The sequence below is a fragment of the bacterium SCSIO 12827 genome, assembly GCA_024397995.1.
Classification (GTDB): domain Bacteria; phylum Pseudomonadota; class Alphaproteobacteria; order Rhodospirillales; family Casp-alpha2; genus UBA1479.
This window is the reverse complement of the sequence record CP073746.1, coordinates 912,754-929,788: the sequence shown is the minus strand read 5'-3', so window position 1 is coordinate 929,788 and position 17,035 is coordinate 912,754. Positions and strand designations below refer to the sequence as shown.

Annotated in this window: 15 protein-coding genes; 7 read left to right on the top strand and 8 right to left on the bottom strand. The window is 66.2% G+C overall.

Annotated features, from left to right (window positions below; translation table 11 throughout):
• Positions 1-124: 124 nt before the first annotated feature.
• Both KFF05_04405 and KFF05_04400 read right to left on the bottom strand, forming a co-directional pair.
• Positions 125-1,105, bottom strand: a complete 981-nt coding sequence (locus tag KFF05_04405) for an AraC family transcriptional regulator (protein ID UTW52618.1) — start codon at positions 1,103-1,105, stop codon at positions 125-127.
• Positions 1,106-1,183: 78 nt separating this feature from the next.
• Complete coding sequence (locus tag KFF05_04400; GenBank protein UTW52617.1) at positions 1,184-1,582, bottom strand: hypothetical protein; 399 nt, start codon at positions 1,580-1,582, stop codon at positions 1,184-1,186.
• Positions 1,583-1,692: 110 nt separating this feature from the next.
• Here KFF05_04400 and dacB point away from each other — a divergent pair, with 110 nt between their 5' ends.
• A complete protein-coding gene (gene dacB, locus KFF05_04395; protein UTW52616.1) occupies positions 1,693-3,132 on the top strand; it encodes a D-alanyl-D-alanine carboxypeptidase/D-alanyl-D-alanine-endopeptidase in 1,440 nt (479 codons plus the stop codon).
• 14 nt (positions 3,133-3,146) lie between these two features.
• Here the strand turns inward: dacB and KFF05_04390 are convergent, their stop codons facing one another.
• From KFF05_04390 to KFF05_04365, 6 genes are all read right to left on the bottom strand, one after another.
• Positions 3,147-3,725 carry a PAS domain-containing protein gene (locus KFF05_04390; protein UTW52615.1) on the bottom strand — a complete coding sequence of 193 codons (579 nt, stop codon included), beginning with the start codon at positions 3,723-3,725 and terminating at the stop codon, positions 3,147-3,149.
• A 165-nt stretch (positions 3,726-3,890) separates the two neighbouring features.
• Positions 3,891-4,517 carry a lipase gene (locus tag KFF05_04385; GenBank protein UTW53578.1) on the bottom strand — a complete coding sequence of 209 codons (627 nt, stop codon included), beginning with the start codon at positions 4,515-4,517 and terminating at the stop codon, positions 3,891-3,893.
• 5 nt (positions 4,518-4,522) lie between these two features.
• Positions 4,523-5,797 (bottom strand): CCA tRNA nucleotidyltransferase, encoded by a 1,275-nt coding sequence (locus KFF05_04380; GenBank protein UTW53577.1) that lies wholly within the window; start codon positions 5,795-5,797, stop codon positions 4,523-4,525.
• Positions 5,798-5,876: 79 nt separating this feature from the next.
• Entirely contained in the window at positions 5,877-6,155 is a 279-nt protein-coding gene (locus KFF05_04375) for a hypothetical protein (protein ID UTW52614.1), read from the bottom strand.
• Positions 6,152-6,895 (bottom strand): CoA pyrophosphatase, encoded by a 744-nt coding sequence (locus KFF05_04370; GenBank protein ID UTW52613.1) that lies wholly within the window; start codon positions 6,893-6,895, stop codon positions 6,152-6,154. The genes KFF05_04375 and KFF05_04370 overlap by 4 nt, the downstream gene beginning before the upstream one ends.
• A complete protein-coding gene (locus tag KFF05_04365; protein UTW52612.1) occupies positions 6,828-7,409 on the bottom strand; it encodes a DUF1285 domain-containing protein in 582 nt (193 codons plus the stop codon). Before KFF05_04365 ends, KFF05_04370 begins: the two co-directional genes overlap by 68 nt.
• A gap of 95 nt (positions 7,410-7,504) precedes the next feature.
• Between KFF05_04365 and KFF05_04360 the strand changes: the two genes are divergently transcribed.
• The 6 genes from KFF05_04360 to KFF05_04335 all read left to right on the top strand — a co-directional run bounded on the left by KFF05_04360 (position 7,505) and on the right by KFF05_04335 (position 17,022).
• Positions 7,505-8,527: a MoxR family ATPase gene (locus KFF05_04360; protein UTW52611.1), complete on the top strand. Its 1,023-nt coding sequence runs from the start codon at positions 7,505-7,507 to the stop codon at positions 8,525-8,527.
• A gap of 39 nt (positions 8,528-8,566) precedes the next feature.
• Positions 8,567-9,457 carry a DUF58 domain-containing protein gene (locus KFF05_04355; protein UTW52610.1) on the top strand — a complete coding sequence of 297 codons (891 nt, stop codon included), beginning with the start codon at positions 8,567-8,569 and terminating at the stop codon, positions 9,455-9,457.
• Between the two features lie 21 nt (positions 9,458-9,478).
• On the top strand, positions 9,479-12,256 hold the full coding sequence (locus KFF05_04350) for a DUF4159 domain-containing protein (GenBank protein UTW52609.1): 2,778 nt from the start codon (positions 9,479-9,481) through the stop codon (positions 12,254-12,256).
• On the top strand, positions 12,256-14,352 hold the full coding sequence (locus tag KFF05_04345) for a hypothetical protein (protein ID UTW53576.1): 2,097 nt from the start codon (positions 12,256-12,258) through the stop codon (positions 14,350-14,352). The genes KFF05_04350 and KFF05_04345 overlap by 1 nt, the downstream gene beginning before the upstream one ends.
• Before the next feature lie 112 nt (positions 14,353-14,464).
• The gene (locus tag KFF05_04340) at positions 14,465-15,301 is read left to right on the top strand and encodes a TauD/TfdA family dioxygenase (protein UTW52608.1); all 837 of its coding nucleotides are present in this window, start codon (positions 14,465-14,467) and stop codon (positions 15,299-15,301) included.
• Positions 15,302-15,408: 107 nt separating this feature from the next.
• Positions 15,409-17,022 (top strand): thiamine pyrophosphate-binding protein, encoded by a 1,614-nt coding sequence (locus KFF05_04335; protein UTW52607.1) that lies wholly within the window; start codon positions 15,409-15,411, stop codon positions 17,020-17,022.
• Positions 17,023-17,035 lie beyond the last annotated feature (13 nt).

Below are 17,035 nucleotides of genomic sequence, written 5' to 3'. Positions count from 1 at the left end.
GCATTTACGAGCCTTCGCAGACTCTTTCGAGGGAAGATAAAAGAGGGCGATCCACCGCCGGAAGCCCGAAGACGAGTGCTGTGGGATTTTCGCGCGTTATTCGGATATCGACCGCGTTAAATGGCTACTTCCCGCGGCGCAGGGTCTCCGACGGCAGTTCGCCGAACTGGCGGCGGTAGTCCTGGGCGAATCTGCCCATATGCGCGAAGCCCCATGTGGACGCGATTTGCGCAACGCTACCTTGTCCGTCTTGGGACAGCAGCGCGGCACGAACCCGATGCAGGCGCACGTTGCGCAGATAGGTCATGGGCGACATTCCGTAGGCGCCTTGAAAGGATTCTTGCAGGGTCCGGTAGCTGCATCCGGCGACGGCGGCCAGGTCCGCCAGGCTGAGCTGCGTGTCGGCGTGGGCCTGGATATGATCACGTGCCCGTTTAACATGCAGGGAAATGGCACGCGCGCGCGGGCGCCCGAGCACCTCATCCTGAAGGGTGTTGGGCAGCAGCGTCAGAGCCTGGGTCAGAAGCAGGTCTTCCAACTGCCTTACCAACAGCGGATTGTCCAATTCCCGCAATGGACCGTCCATCATGTCCGCCACATAACGGATCGTCTGCGCGAACATGCTTCCCTTCGCCGTGGTCAAGTCGACCGATCGCCGAAAGTCCATGTCGCACACGCCCACCCCCTCGCCGACCAGCGCCCGGGCCTGAGCCTGCAACCGTTCCTTTGGCAGGACCAGACCGAACGACGCGAAGTCTCTCTCCCATCCGCTGATCGCCCTGCTCAAATCTCGGATGACCGCGCGGTCCCCGGTCGCGTCGATTTCCGTCTTGCCTTCGCGTACGCGCGCTACGCCGCGGGTCAATAGGCAGACGGCGAAGGCGTCGGCGTCGTTCTCCTCGGACGAGACTTCGATCTCGACATCGCCGAAGCTGAGATGGAAAAGACCCAGGTCGCCGACAGTGGTGGCCGACATGTCGGCCCGCAGCGCCTGATGCGCCCCCCTGACCTCAAACGAGTGCGGACCGGCCAACCGGTTGACCGTATCACGCAGATCGTCCAGGTCCGCGGTGGTCATCACTTTGTGATTTTCCAGATGGGCCATTCCCACCTCGACACTCAAATCCAGTCTGATGCGGCCAATTCAAAGATACCGCCACCGACCGCCTCAGCCGGTATATTGTTACAAAATCGAATTGTCATCACCGTCTTCGGGAATATCGATGACCGTGCCGCCCGCCTGTTCGTCCTCGGGCAGGGCCATCTCGCCGAACAGGCTTTCCATCAGGTCCATTTCCTTACGGCGTCCACGGCGGGTGTTCAATTTGCGCTGTGCGCCGCCCGGCAGTTCGTTGAACATGAACACGCCCTTGTCGATCAGAACCTCGACCAAATCTTCCACGACGCGGACGAGTTCCAAATCCGACTGGACCCATTCGTCGAGGACCATGCCGGTCTGGGCATTCTGGTTGATGAACGCGCCAAGATCGGGATCGTCGGGCGCGACCTCTTCCGCGCCGTCGACCGGTGAATCGAAGACCGCGCGGACATTGCCCTCACCGTCACGCACCACATAGGGCATGCATCCCTCCATTTCGCCGGTTATTGTTGGCCCCTAGTGTAATGGACAGATCATCGCAAGTTAAAGCATTTCAATCCCTTGGCGCCCCCCGGAAGACGGGGGGCCTGGCCTTGCCGGCGATCTGCGCACTGGCGCTGACGGCCTGCGCCGGGTCGCCGGCAGCAGTCGAGACCGATCCCGTCACGGCCCTGGGGCCGACCGCCGAGATCTCCTTCGTCGTCATCGACGCCGAAACCGGCGCCGTAACAGCGGCCCAAGCGGCGGACCGGCCGATGCCCCCCGCCTCCACCGCCAAGATCGCGACCATGGTTTCGGCTCTTGAATTGCTGGGCCCCGATTTCCGCTTCCAGACCCGCGTGCTGGCGACCGGTGCGCCGGATGCCGCCGGAACGCTTACGGGCGATCTGGTGCTGGCCGGCGGTGGTGACCCCTTGCTGACGCCGCAGGACCTGTACGGCCTGGCGGTGCGGCTTCGTGACTTGGGCCTGAAACGCTTCACGGGCCGCTTCCTCTATGACGAAACCCTGCTGCCCGCCCTGCCCGCCATCAACCCGGACCAGCCGGCCGAGGCCCGCTACAACCCGGGCATCAGCGCGCTTTCGGTCGACTTCAACCGCTGGCGCCTCAAATGGCATCGGAACGGGCACGGATCACCCCCCACACTGACCCGCCTGCCGCCCTTGGACAGCCACCGCGCGACCCCCGATGACCACCCACAAGGCCCGGGCCGCGAACTTCTATGGAACGGCCGCGCCTGGACGCTGGGCGCCGATGCCGGCCTGGACGGTGACCGCTTCCTGCCCGTGAAGGCGCCGGGAAGGGCCACGGCGGAACTGTTCCGCCGGTTGGCGGCGCAAACCGGGATCGACCTGCCGGCCCCACAACCGGGACCGACATCCGAGGGTGGCCGCGTCGCCACCGCAATCGCCGGTCTGCCGCTGGCCGAGGTCGCGCGACTGGGCTTGGAGCATTCCAACAATCTCGTCTCGGAACTGGTCGGCCTGACCGCAGCCCGCCTGCTGGGTGGGCGCCCGGATACCCTGGACGCCTCGGCCGCCGCGCTGTCCGGCTGGCTGCGGAAGGCCGTCGGCGGCACCGTCAAAAATGTCGATTGGCGGGGCTGGGACCTGCCCAACCATTCAGGCCTGTCGCGTCATGCCCGCGTCACGGCCAACCAGATGGCGGCGGTGCTGCGCTTTGCCCACGGACGGCGATATGGCGGCTGGCCGTTCGCCAGCCTGCTGCCCACGGCCGGGTTCCGCAAGGCGTTCCGCGACCGGTTCCTGACCGAGACCGCCGCCGGGCGCATCTGGGCCAAGACCGGCACGCTCCACTACGCCAAGGGACTGGTGGGATACCTCATGGGGGCGGACGGGCGGACGAAGGTCTTCGCCCTCTATATCGCCGACCCGACGGCGCGGCTCAACTATGATGCGTTGGATGATGCCGCCCGCAACGGGCCGACGGCACAGGCCGATGCCCTTACCTGGATCGACGCGGCGGAACGGGCGGAACAGGCCATTGTCCTGGACTGGTTGGCGCGCTTTTAATGGTCAGGCTTTGCCTAACCGGCGTGGGCGCCGCTTATCATGGCGGCCGGGCGGTGGGGGCGGTCACGACCATAGGTTTCGTAGAAATCACGCATGGCCGGATTGTCCCGCAAGTCGCTCAGCGACATGATCCGTTGAACCCCTTCGCCATCGGCTGACAGCGGCAACCGCAAGGTGGTCTGCGTCGGATTTCCGTTCTTGCCCGCGATGGCGCCCGCGACCGTGCGGCGGAACGCCAGCGGCTTGCGGGCTTCAAGGGTGCGCCGGTATTGCTCGAAAATTACCTGCGCGTTCTCATTGGGACGCGTTTCCATGATGGAGCGGCCCGTCAAATCCCGCGCCTTCAGCGCCATGTAACCGGTGCCGTAAAACGCATAAACAAAATCCAGCGGGGCGGGGCGGACCTCAACCACCGCCAGGTAAGGCAGCAGTTTGGCCGGCATATCGATCAGTTCGACATCGGTCCAAGATGGCGCGAACTTGGCGCCGCGCAAGTTTTCCCAATAAGAAAAAAATTCGCGCAGTTCGGGTGTCGTCAAATTTTCAACAGCAATACAGGCATTCGTAATTTCAATCATGCCCGTGTTTTCCACCCGATATTGTTCGAGGCGAATCTATTATTTGCCCGACTTAAGTAAATACGACAATCCCAAAGGGAAACGACCATCGAATGCTCGCGCGTACGCCCTTGAGTGTCAACATAGCCGGAGGTCATAGCCATAATGGTCTAGACGTTCCGCGCCTTACGCAGCGCTGTTTCAGGCAGCAAACCACCGCCGCCAAGCATCCCATTCGGCCACGCGGTCGGCGATGATCGTGTATCCGTTGTCCGGCGGATGCACCCCGTCACCCACCGCGTCGCCCCAGGCAATGTCCCCGGACAGCGCCGTGAACAGGTCCAGATAGGGCACCCCCATGTCGGCGGCGGCAGCGGCGAAGGCAGCGGATAAATCTGCGATGCGGGCATTGCTGAACATCCGCACGGGTGATCCGGGCCCGGCCTGGAACGGTTGCTGGCTCTCATCAATCGGTGGCGGGCCGATCCACAAGGTCGGCTTCCAGTCCATGGCCTCGGCGATCATCGCCCGTGCGTTCTCGATCGACCGTCCGGCGGCGACACGAGTCTGCCCCGCCTCTTCCGCCGTATCGTTGGTGCCGAAGGAAAACACCAAGGCCCCCGGAAAACTGTCGAGCAGACGCGGTGTGCATTCGGCCCGCCAACGCCTGCGGATCATCTCCGTCGTCTCGGCCCGGATGCCCAGATTGTAGCAGGTGATGTTATGGCCGGCCTGGACCTCGCGCCGGCATATCCGACCGGGCCAACCCAGAAAGGCATGGTCACCGGTGCCGTTGGTCAGGCTGTCGCCGACGAAGCAGATGCGCAGTTGGGTCATTCTTCTCTCCCGATCAGGTCCTTGGCCTTGGCTAAGCAGGTACTGCGGTCGGCTTTGAAGCCACCGTCTTCCCACCAGGTTTCGACCCGGCCGAGAACCTCGCCGACACAGGGGCCCGGGGCAAGACCCAAGTCGATAAGGTCCCCCCCTTTGATGGGGAGTTCCCGCCCCCGCCAGCCGACCGCCGCCGCCAGAAGTTCGCGCCAGGCCGCCGACCGCGCAGCCGGCAGGCGCGTCGCCGCGCCGATCTCGGCAGCCCAGCCGAGGATCACCAGATCGCGGAAGGTTTCCGGCCCGATGCGGCGCAACAATTTTTCATGGTCAAGGGCAGCCTGATCCAGAGTCGGCGCCACGGCGGGTGCTGTCAGGGACAGCAGACGGTCCGCCTGGGCGTTGGACAGGCGCAAGCGCTGGGCGACGGCCGATGCCCCATCGGCATCCGTGTCCAGCAAGGCCGCCAGATTGCGCAGGGGGTCGGGACCGACACCGTCCATCAGCACGCCCCGCGTCGTCAGCCAATTGACCAGGCGCAGGCGCGTGACCTCACCCGCCTCGGGCAGGATATGGTCGAGCACGCCGTATCCCTGCATCAACCGCACGACCTCGGCCGGTTGCGGCACCGTGAGAATCTTCAACAGTTCGTTGCGCAGCCGTTCGCCCGAAAGTTCCTTGAGCTTGGCCGCGTTCGCGCGGCAGGCGGTCAGCGCACTGCGGTCGGCAGGTGGGCGGCCATAACCGCCCCAGAACCGGAAAAAGCGAAGGATGCGCAGGTGGTCCTCCGCCACCCGGTCGCCGGCCCGGCCGACGAAGCGGACCACCCCATGAGCCAGATCGGGCATGCCTTCGAACGGATCGTAGACATCGCCGTCAGGTGTGCAGGACATGGCGTTGATGGTGAAATCGCGGCGTTTGGCGTCCTCGATCCAATCGTCCGTGAATTCGACCCGCGCGTGGCGGCCGTCCGTATCCGCGTCGCGGCGCAGTGTCGTAATCTCGAATTTTCGCGCACCGATCACGGCGGTCACCGTGCCGTGCTTGAGGCCCGTGGCAATCACCTTGATCCCGGCGGCTTCAAGCCGCGCCATGACCTCTTCGGGCGGCAGCGGCGTCGCCGCGTCGACATCGGTCACCGGGCGGTGGGCAATGGCGTCGCGCACGCAGCCGCCGACGAAGCGCAGCTGATCCCTGCCCAGCACGTCTGCAAGCCGCCGGGTTTCCGGCCAGGCCAACCAGCCGTCGATCGCCAGCTTGCCCAGCGGTTCGCGGCTGATGCCCCGGATTTCGACGTACTCGTCTTCCACCGCGCTCACTCAAGTCCCATTCCGACACCGGACATCCGCCCAGCGTTACTCAGTTGAATTTGGGGGGGATAATACGGCCGTCCTCAAGGCGTGGCGACTGATACCCGCCCTCCCCGGGATCGGCGCCGGTGACCGCGGCAAGCACCAGAAGCGTCACGATCATCAGGCCCAGGCCCACGACCATGCACCAGAACAGCCCGCCCCGGGTGATCTCCGGCGGCTGGCCGCCGAGCGCCTCCGCCCGCTTGCGGTAATACCAGACCCAGGCGAGATAGGCCGCCGTGGGCAGCACCAGAGGGATCACGTAATTGAGCAATAGCCGGATCATGGCGCCGGCCTCGCGCCCTGGAAATCACGGCGGAAATTGGGGTCCGGGCCGTCACCGACCAGCACGTCATAGAGATTCTTGACCATGCCCGCCGTGGCTCCCCAGATGAAACGCTCCTGATAGGGCATGGCGTAGAAATCACGGCGCGTGCCGTTGACCTCGCGCTTGTGGCGCTGATGGTTGGCCGGGTCCATGAGGAAATTGAGCGGCACCTCGAATACATCCTCGACCTCGTGCGGGTCAGGTTCGATGTCGAACGGCGGCGTGACCAGCCCGACCACGGGAATGACGGAAAAGCCCGTGCGCGTGATGTAGGGGGCAAGCCGCCCGATAACGCGGATACGGCTGCGATGCAGGCCGACCTCTTCCTCCGTCTCGCGCAGCGCCGTGTCTTCTGCCGAGGTGTCTTCCGGGTCGGAATGGCCGCCGGGAAAGCTGATCTGCCCGGCGTGATGCTTCAGATGCGACGTGCGCTGGGTAAACAAGGTGGTGAGCTCGGTTTCGCGCTCGACCAACGGGATCAGCACGGCGGCCGGGGTCAGGTCCGGCAGTATGCCCATGCCGGGATTCAGGTCGTGGTCGCCGCGCAAGACCTCGGGATCGCAGTCCAGCGCATCAAACCGGTCGATCAGCCAATCGGGTGTCATGTGCCGCCGGTCCTCATGCCTGCCATCATTCCTCCACGCGGCCGATGGAAAAGAACCGGCCGCCACTCCATATACCGTACATGTGCGCTCCATCGGCAATTTCTTCAACGGCGAGATCGACCAGTTGATAATAGACCGACCGCGTCAGGCGGGCCTCAAGCCCCCGATCCAGGCCCACATAGGGCCGGGGTTCCTGGGTTTCCGGATCGATATCGACCCGCAACGGATGATCAGGGCCAAGCGCCACGGTTTGGTCAATATTTGTCCGGAAAGTGACGTTCTGGGCCTGGCCGCCGCCGGTGACCTCAGCCACGACGGCCAGAAACGGCGCGTCCTCGACCCGAATGCGGCAGGCCTCGGCCGGGGTCAGCAGCCAATGGTCACCCGCATCGTCGCGGTGCAGAACCGTGGAAAACAGTTTGACCAGTTCTTTCCGCCCGATGGGAGAGCCGAGATAATACCAAGTACCGTCCAGGCCGATGCGCATGTCGATGTCGCCGCACAGGGACTGGCGCGGACCAAGGGGAATACCCACGGGCCCCGCGAGGTCTCCGGCGGGCGGCACGGCGCCGATAAAGGAACGAAGATCGGGTGTATTTTCAGACATGGTTTCGATGATACGCTATCCGCAGCTACGCGATCTCTGGTGGACGGGGTCGGCCCCGTCCTGTTCTCTTATATCATTGAACGGAGGCGTCTTCCGTGACGACCAACACCAAGAATAAGGCAACCGGGGACGGTGGCAACACCGACGACCTGGTTGACGCCATCGACGGCCTGGTCGACGACATCGCCAAGGTCCGCGACGGCGTGGGCCGGGTCATCTTCGGCCAGGAAACGGTTATCGAAGAAACCCTGATCACCCTGCTGGCCGGGGGCCATTGCCTGCTGGTCGGGGTGCCCGGCCTGGGCAAGACCCGGTTGGTGGAAACGTTGGGTAAGGTATTCGGGATGGACGAAAAGCGCGTCCAGTTCACACCCGACCTGATGCCCGGCGACATCCTGGGTTCCGAGGTTCTGGAGGAAAGCGAAAGCGGCAAGCGCGGCTTCCGCTTCGTCAAGGGGCCCGTGTTCTGCCAACTGCTGATGGCCGACGAAATCAACCGCGCCAGCCCGCGCACCCAATCGGCCCTGCTGCAGGCCATGCAGGAACATCGGGTGTCCGTCGCCGGGCAGTACCACGACCTGCCGAAGCCGTTTCACGTGCTGGCCACCCAGAACCCGCTGGAACAGGAAGGCACCTACCCCTTGCCCGAAGCGCAGCTCGACCGTTTCTTCATGCAGGTCGACGTGACCCACCCGGATCTGGAAACGGAACGGGAAATCCTGATCAAGACGACGGGCGCCGACACCCAGGACGCCAAGCGGGTCATGGACCCCAAGGCCCTGATGCGCGCGCAGACGTTGGTCCGCCACGTACCGGTGGGCGAAAGCGTGGCCGAGGCGATTCTGAAGGTCGTCCGTGCCGGTCGCCCCGATGCCTCGGACCTGCCGGAAATCCGCAATTACGTGTCCTGGGGCCCGGGGCCGCGCGCCAGCCAGGCCCTGATGCTGGGGGTTCGTGCCCGCGCCATGATCCAGGGCCGCCTGTCGCCCTCGGTCGAAGATGTCTACGCCCTGGCCCATCCGATCCTGCGCCACCGCATGGCACTGACCTTCGGCGCCCGTGCCGAGGGCGTGACCGTCGGTCAGATCATCGACCGTCTCTGCCAGATCATCGAATAGGAGGCGATCGGCGCAACGCGGCCCAAGGGCGAACAACGCATGGCGAACCCGCTGGACAGACCCGACCTTCACCACCAGGCCGAAACCGCGGCCTCGGGACTGCCGCCGCTTCTGGTGGCGGCGGAGCGCGTGGCGTCCACGGTCAGCCAGGGCGTGCATGGCCGACGGCGGGTCGGCCAGGGTGAAACGTTCTGGCAGTTCCGGCGTTATGAGTTCGGTGATTCGACGCAGCTGATCGACTGGCGGCAATCGGCCAAGTCCGACCCGGTCTATGTCCGTGAAATGGAATGGGAGGCTGCGCAGAGCGTATGGCTGTGGGCCGACGGATCACCCTCCATGGATTACGCGTCCGACGGCGGGCCTCTGTCCAAGGGCTGGCGGGCCAAGGTTCTGGCCGTCGCCCTGACCTCGCTTCTGGTCCGCGCGGGTGAACGCATCGCCCTGATGGGTACCGGCATGATCCCCTCTACGGGCCGCAACACCTTGTTGCGCATCGCGACCGCCCTGGAACGCGCCGAGACGGGCGCCACCGGCAGCCTGCCCGGCCCGGAATTCGTACCGCGCCATGGGCGCGTCGTCCTGTTCGGGGATTTCCTGGCCCCGCTCGGCGAGACCCGCAAAGCCATCGCGCGGTTGTCGGACCACGGGGTCGAGGGCCATCTGGTACAGATTCTAGACCCGGCCGAAGAAACCCTGCCGTTCGACGGACGGGTCGAATTCGAAGGGCCGGAGGGCGAGGGCCGCATCATGATCGGGCGCGTCGAAAGCGTGCGTCAGGCCTACCGCGAGGAACTGGCCCACCATCAGGCGGGCCTCGACGCCGTGGCGCGGTCCTTCGGATGGAGCCTGACCCGCCATATGACTCACCGCCCGCCCGAGACCGTGCTGATGACGCTTTATCAGCTGCTGTCTCAGGTCATCCGGCACTAGGCGGGGGAGGTATCTGACCCCATGCTCGCCTTCGGCTCCTTCGCATTTCTGGCCCCCTGGGCGCTGCTCGGCCTGCTGGCCCTGCCAATCATCTGGTGGCTGCTGCGCCTGACCCCGCCGGCGCCGACGCGGGTCACCTTCCCGCCGTTCCGCCTGCTCCTGGGCCTCGTCACGCGCGAGGAAAGCTCGTCCAAGACACCACCCTGGCTGATCCTTCTGCGCCTCGCCATCGCGGCCCTTTTGGTCCTGGCCGCCGCCGGCCCGCTGATCAACCAAGCCACCCAATGGCAGGGCTCCGGCCCGCTGGTCCTGGCCGTCGACAACGGCTGGTCCGCCGCCAAGGGCTGGCCGACGCGTCAGCGCCTGCTGATCCAGTTGACCGATCAGGCGGCGCGCGACGGCCGCCCGGTGACCATCGTCACCACGGCCGCCCCGCCGGCCGGGGCCGGCACGGACAGGGTGCACGTATTCACCCCGCGCCAAGCCCAGGAATTCGCCCAGACCCTGCAGCCGCGGCCCTGGCCGTCCGACCACGTGACAACCCTTGAAGCGATGGACCAAGGTCTTCTTCCCCAGGACCGCAGCGCCCAGGTCGTCTGGTTGTCCGACGGGCTTGACCACGGAGCCGCCGACGCCTTCGCCCAGGGTTTGGCCAGGTTCGGGACGCTGACCGTCGTCACCGACGGCCCCGGCACGGTGATGCCCAAGGTTCTGCGCCCGCCCGTGCTGGACGGCGGCGCCATCACACTGCGGGTGGAACGGGCCGACGCGCGGGCCGAGGAAACCCAATTCCTGCGCGCCTTCGCCCTCGACGGGCGGCTGATCGCGCGGGAAGAAATTCTGTTCAACGCCGGCGACGCCGCCGCCGAAGTGCGCCTCGACCTGCCGGCGGAAATGGCCAACAAGCTGGTCCGTTTGGATCTGGAAGACGCCGGATCGGCGGCCGCCGTGATCCTGCTGGACGAACGCTGGCGACGGCGCCCGGTCGGCATCGTGACCGGTGACGGCGGGGCCGAACTGCCGCTGCTGTCCTCCGTGTTTTACCTGACCCGGGCGCTGGAGCCGTTCAGCGAAGTCCGCCAGGGCACCATCAGCGGCCTGTTGCGCCGCCAGCTTGCCCTGATGATTTTTCCCGATCCCGGCACCATCGCCGGTCCCGACCGCGTGGCGATCAAGACCTGGATGGAGGACGGCGGCGTCGCGCTGCGCTTCGCCGGGCCGCTGCTGGCCCAGGCGACCAGCGGCCAGGCCGTCCAGGGCGGCGACACGCCCCTGGTTCCCGTACCGCTGCGCCGGGGTGACCGGGTCATCGGCGGCGCCATGTCCTGGACCCAGCCGGCCAGCTTGGCCCCCTTCGGCGCGGAAAGCCCATTCAACGGCCTGGCCGTGCCGTCCGATGTCACGGTGACCCGTCAGGTTCTGGCGCAGCCGTCGCTGGACCTGGAACGCAAGACCTGGGCGCGGCTATCCGACGGCACGCCCCTGGTCACCGCCGAACGCCAGGGCAAGGGCTGGTTGGTGCTGTTCCACACCACGGCCAACACGCAATGGTCCAACCTGGCCCTGTCCGGCCTGCTGGTCGAAATGCTGCAACGTCTGGTCGGCCTCAGCCAGGGGGTGGTCGACACGGGCCACGGACCGCCGCTGGAACCGATCCAGACGCTGGATGCCTATGGTGCCTTGGGCGACGCGCCGCCCGACACGGGCTCGATCGCCCAGGACACCTTTGCCGAAACACCCGTGTCGCCGTTGCACCCGCCGGGGCTGTACGGCCGCGGCAATGACCGCCGGGCCCTGAACCTGGGCCGCGACGCGGCGGTGCCGATGCCGCTCGGCGAGCTCTCGGTGACGGCGGAGCGCACGATCTACGGCGGCAGCCCGGCCATCGACATCCGGCCCTGGCTGTTCATTCTGGCCGCCATGCTGTCGCTGGCCGATTTCGCCATCAGCCTGTGGCTGCGCGGCCTGTTGCGGGTGCCGCGCCTGGCCGCCCCGCTGCTGGCCCTGGCGCTAGCCGGGGGCGCCGCAAGCACGGCGATGGCTCAGGAAATCACCGTGGCGCCGCGCGCTGCCACTCCCGCTCCGCTGTCCGGTACGGACGCTTATGCTTTGGAAAACAGCACCCAGACGCGTCTGGCTTATGTCCTGACCGGCGACGCGGAAACGGACCGGGTCAGCCGCCTCGGCCTGACAGGCCTCAGCCTGATCGTGCGCCGGCGCACGGCAGCGGAACTGTCGGACCCGCAAGGGGTTAATCCGGACCGTGACGACTTGTCGTTCTTCCCGCTGATGTACTGGCCCGTGACGGCCGGCGCCGCCGACATGACCGAAACAGCGCGGATCAAGGTCAACGCCTACATGCAGAACGGCGGCACGATCCTGTTCGACACCCGCGACCGCGCCGGGGGCGCGGACCTGGGCGAACTGCGGGCCCTGGCGCGAAAGCTCGACATCCCGCCCCTGGTAGTTGCCCCGGCCAACCATGTCCTGACCCGGTCATTCTATCTGTTGCAGGATTTTCCCGGACGCTGGACCGGAAGCGCCCTGTGGGTCGAACGGGCGGGGGCGCGGATCAACGACGGCGTGTCGCCGGTGCTGGCCGGCGGCAACGACTGGGCCGCCGCCTGGGCCTTGGACGAAGACACGCAGCAGGCCCTTTTCCCCGCCGTGCCGGGCGGCGAGCGGCAGCGTGAATTGGCCTTCCGCTTCGGCATCAATCTGGTGATGTACGTTCTGACCGGCAACTACAAGGCCGACCAGGTACACCTGCCGGCGATCATCCGGAGGCTCGGCCAATGATGTCCGCAGCCGCCGTACAGTTCTCCCCCCTGGTGCCGGTGCCCGTGCTGCTGCTGTTGGGCATCGCCGGATTGGCGCTGCTCACCGTGGGTTTGTACCGGCGGGCGGCGGGATCCTTGTTCCGCTTCCTGTTCCTTTGCGTAATGCTGCTGGCCCTGGCCGATCCGCGCATCGTCAACGAAAAGCGCGAAGCACAGCCCGACGAGGCGCTGATCGTTATCGACCGAACGTCGAGCCAGAAGACGGGCGAGCGGCGCAAGCAAAGCTCCGACGCCGAGGAAGCCCTGGTCGCCGCCATGGACCGCCAGGAAAACCTGGACTACCGCATTGTCGAGATCACCGATTCCGCAACCGACGACCGCCCGGGCACGCGCCTGATGGAAGCCCTGGCGACGGCGTCAGCCGACATCTCGCCGAACCGTTTCGCTGGTGCCGTCATCATTACCGACGGCCAGGTCCACGACCTGCCCAAGGACATCGCCGAGGGCAAGGTGCCCGGCGTGCGGGGGCCGCTGCACGTCCTGCTGACCGGCAAGCGCGACGAGATCGACCGCCGCCTGGTCATCAAGAACGCCCCCGGATACGGCATCGTCGGCAAGGAAGTCACCCTGACCTACCGGATCGAGGACAAGCACGCCAAAAACGACGGCACCACGGCCCGGCCCACGGCCCGGGTCGAATTCAAGATCGACGGGACCGAGGGCACGACCGCCCTGGTTCCCGTGGGTGAGGATCAGACCTTTACCTTCAAGTTGGAACACGCGGGACCGTCGCTGGCCGAAATGTCGGTGGAGGCGGCCGAGGGCGAGCTGTCCACGGTCAATAACCGGGCGCTGGTGTCCGTCAACGGCGTGCGCGACCGCCTGCGCGTGCTGCTGATATCGGGCCAGCCCCATGCGGCGGAACGAACCTGGCGCAATCTGCTGAAGTCCGACCCTTCCGTCGATCTGGTCCATTTCACCATCCTGCGTCCGCCCGACAAGGACGACTTCACGCCGCTCAACGAACTGGCGCTGATCGCCTTTCCGACCCACGAACTGTTTGTCGAGCGCCTGGACGAGTTCGACCTGATCGTGTTCGACCGCTATCTCAAGCGCGGCGTGCTGCAGCCCCAGCATCTTGCCAACATCGCCGCCAGGGTGCGCCAGGGCGGCGCCCTGTTGATGGCCGTGGGACCGGAATTTGCGGGCCGCGCCAGCCTGTATCACACACCGCTGCGGGAAATCCTGCCGGCCGCCCCCACGGGCGAGGTGCTGGAATCCGGGTTCCGGCCCCGGGTGTCCGACACGGGCCTGCGCCATCCGGTAACCGCGGCCCTGGTGCGGCCCGGCATCGACCCCAAGGCGGATCCCATTTGGGGCCGCTGGTTCCGCCAGATTCCGGGAGATGCCTCGGCCGGCGTGTCGCTGATGACCGGTTTGCAGGACAAGCCGATCTTGTTGTTGGACCGCGTCGGCAAGGGCCGCGTGGCGCAGGTCATGTCCGACCACATCTGGCTGTGGGCGCGGGGCTACGACGGCGGCGGGCCGCAGGGCGAACTGCTGCGCCGTCTGTCCCATTGGCTGATGCGTGAACCCGATCTTGAGGAAGAGGCCCTGCACGCCCGCGTGCGCGCCGGGAAATTAACCGTGGAGCGGCGCAGCCTTAAGGACGCCGTCAGCAAGGTGACCGTCACCGCGCCATCGGGAGAGGTTCAGGAACTAGAATTGAAGAACGCCCAGCCCGGCCTGTGGCGGGGGGAGTTGGCAGCGGCGGAAATCGGGCTCTACCGACTAAGCGACGGCGAGCATCAGGCCCTGGTCGCCTCGGGCGAATTGAACCCGCTGGAACTGTCTGACCTGCGCGCCACGGACGCGCTTCTGACACCGGTCACGGACATCACCGGCGGGTCCGTGCGCTGGCTCACGGACGGCGTGCCCGACGTGCGCCGCGTCGACCCGGGGCGCGATCTGGCCGGGCGCGGCTGGGTCGGGCTGGTCGCCCACAAGGCTTATGTGGTGACGGGGCTGAAAGACATTCCGCTGCTGTCCGGGTTGCTGTTGGCCGTGCTGGCGCTCGGCACCCTGATGGCCGCCTGGTGGCGCGAAGGACGCTGATCGCCCATTCCAGGCATTGCGCCGCGCAAGCCGGCGTGATTATCATGCTCTCAGGGGGGCGCATTTGATCCGACCCGGCGGGAAAAGCCGGGCGGTATCGGAGGAAACGCCCATGTCTGTATCTCTTAATCCCCTGTCGTCGACCTTTGGCGTCGAGGCGACAGGTATCGACCTCAGCGGTCCGGTCGCATCGGAAGACTTGTCCGCCATGCAGAAGGCGCTGAGCGAGCGCCTTGTCATGGTCGTGCGCGGGCAGAATTTCACGCCCGAACGGCTCTTGGACGCCGCACGTCTGTTCGGCGACCTGATGCCGCAACATCTGACAAACATCCTGATGCCGGGACATCCCGAGATCGTCGTGCTGGACAGCCGCCAGTCGGACAAGGGCAAGGACGGCAAGGCCATTCCTACCGGGTCCCGCGCCTGGCACACGGACCACACCAACCACGCCCGCCCGCCCAAGATGACCATGCTGTACGCGGTCAAATTGCCGTCCAAGGGCGGCGACACCAGCTTCGCCAACATGCAGGCGGCTTATGAAGGCCTGTCGGCGGAAGAACGCGACAAACTGAACCCGATGATTACCGTCAACGTGATCGAACAGGACACGGGCAGCGTCGGAGAAGACGCCCGTCAAGCCCTTGCCAAGGCGCCGCAACGCCACCCCCTGATCCGCACCCATCCGGAAACCGGGAAAAAAGCGATCTATGTCCACCCCGGCAAGACGGAACGCATCGACGGCATGGAGCCGGCGGAAAGCCGTACCTTCATTCAGGATCTTTTGGCGCGCGCCATCACTCCCGACATCACCTATCGGCATACCTGGCAGCCAGGCGACCTTGTGCTGTGGGACAACCGGGCGACGTTGCATATCGCACATCGGGATTACGACGCATCCGAAGGGCGCATCATGCACCGGGTGATCCTGGAAGGCGAAGTCCCGGTCTAGGGCCCCGCAACCAACCGGCGGGGTTCCAGAAATTTCCATAAATGCTACAACCGCTGCGCAGGCGGCTTCTCGCCGTGACATAGCATTAACACTCAAGGGGATCGATCGTGCGAGGCGCAGACCTTCTCGTTAAGTCGCTGGCGGCCGCCGGCGTGACACGCATTTTCTCACTGTCCGGCAACCAGATCATGCCGGTCTATGACGCCTGCTTCGACGCAGGTATCGAGATCATCCACACCCGGCACGAAGCCGCCGCTGTCTACATGGCCGAGGCCTATGCCCAGCTGACCGGTAACGTCGGCGTGGCCATGGTGACGGCGGGCGGCGGGGCCGCGAACGCCATGGGCGGGCTGTACACGGCTTGGGAATCGGACACGCCGGTGTTGCTGCTGACCGGCGATTCCCCGGTCGCCCAGGACGGCCGGGGGGCGTTTCAGGAAATGCGCCAGGTGCCGATGACGGCCCCCTTGACCAAGCTGTCGATCCGCCCCGTGCGGGCTGCCGACCTGGGCAGCGCCGCCGCCCGGGCGATCCGCACCGCCAAATCGGGGCGGCCCGGGCCGGTCCACATGTCCCTTGCCTTCGACGTGGTCGAGGCCGACGCCACGGGCGGCAAGGTGCCGCCGGCCGACGCCTTCGCCCGCGAGACCATGGCGCTTGCGCCCGAAGACGCCAAGCGCGTGGCCGATGCGGTCGCCGCCGCCAAGCATCCGATCATCCTCTGCGGGCCGGTCTTGAACACGGCGCGTGGCCCGGGTGTCCGCGACAAGCTGGCGGATGCCCTGGACGCACCCGTGGTCGTCATGGAAAGCCCGCGCGGCCTGAAGGATCCGTCCCTCGGAAGCATCGCGGGCGTGATGGCCGAGGCCGACCTGATCGTCACCCTGGGCAAGCGGATTGATTTCACCCTGGGTTTCGCCGGCACCAACATCTTCGATGCTGGCTGCAAGTGGATCTGCATCAATGCCGACGCGGATGAACGCGACCGCGCCCACCGCAACCTGGAAGACCGTATCGTGACCGCCCTGGCCGCCGACCCCCGGGACGCGGCCGAGGCCCTGATCGCCCAAGGGGCCGGCGGCACGGCCCATCAGGCCTGGCGTGCCAAGGCCCAGGACCAGATCGCCCAGCGCAGCTTCGTACCCGACGCTCCCGGAGCCAACGGCGGCATTTCCCCGGCCCAAGTCTGCGCCGCCGTGCAGCGCCAGATCGACAAGGCCAAGGATGCCGTGCTGATCATCGACGGCGGTGAATTCGGGCAATGGGCTCAGGCCGCGACGCGGACCGACAAACGCATCATCAACGGCATTTCCGGCGTTATCGGCGGTTGTCTCGGCTATGGCGTCGGGGCCAAGAAGGCCGTGCCGGACGCCACCGTGTTCGCGCTGATGGGCGACGGCACCGTGGGTTTTCATTTCGCCGAGTTCGAGACGGCGGCCCGCGCCGGCACCCCCTATGTGGTGGTGATCGGCAACGATCACCGCTGGAACGCGGAACATCAGATTCAGTTGCGCGAATACGGCTCCAACCGCCTGATCGGCTGCGAACTGTCGGATGCCCGTTATGACCTGGCGGTGGCCGGGCTTGGCGGACATGGTGAATACGTGACCGACCCGGCGGAATTGGACGCGGCGCTGGACCGCGCCGTGGCCAGCGGCAAGGTCGCCTGCGTGAACGTGGAACTTGAAGGCCTGCCGGCCCCCAGCGGCCCCTCGCACTGACGGGCGTCGCGTC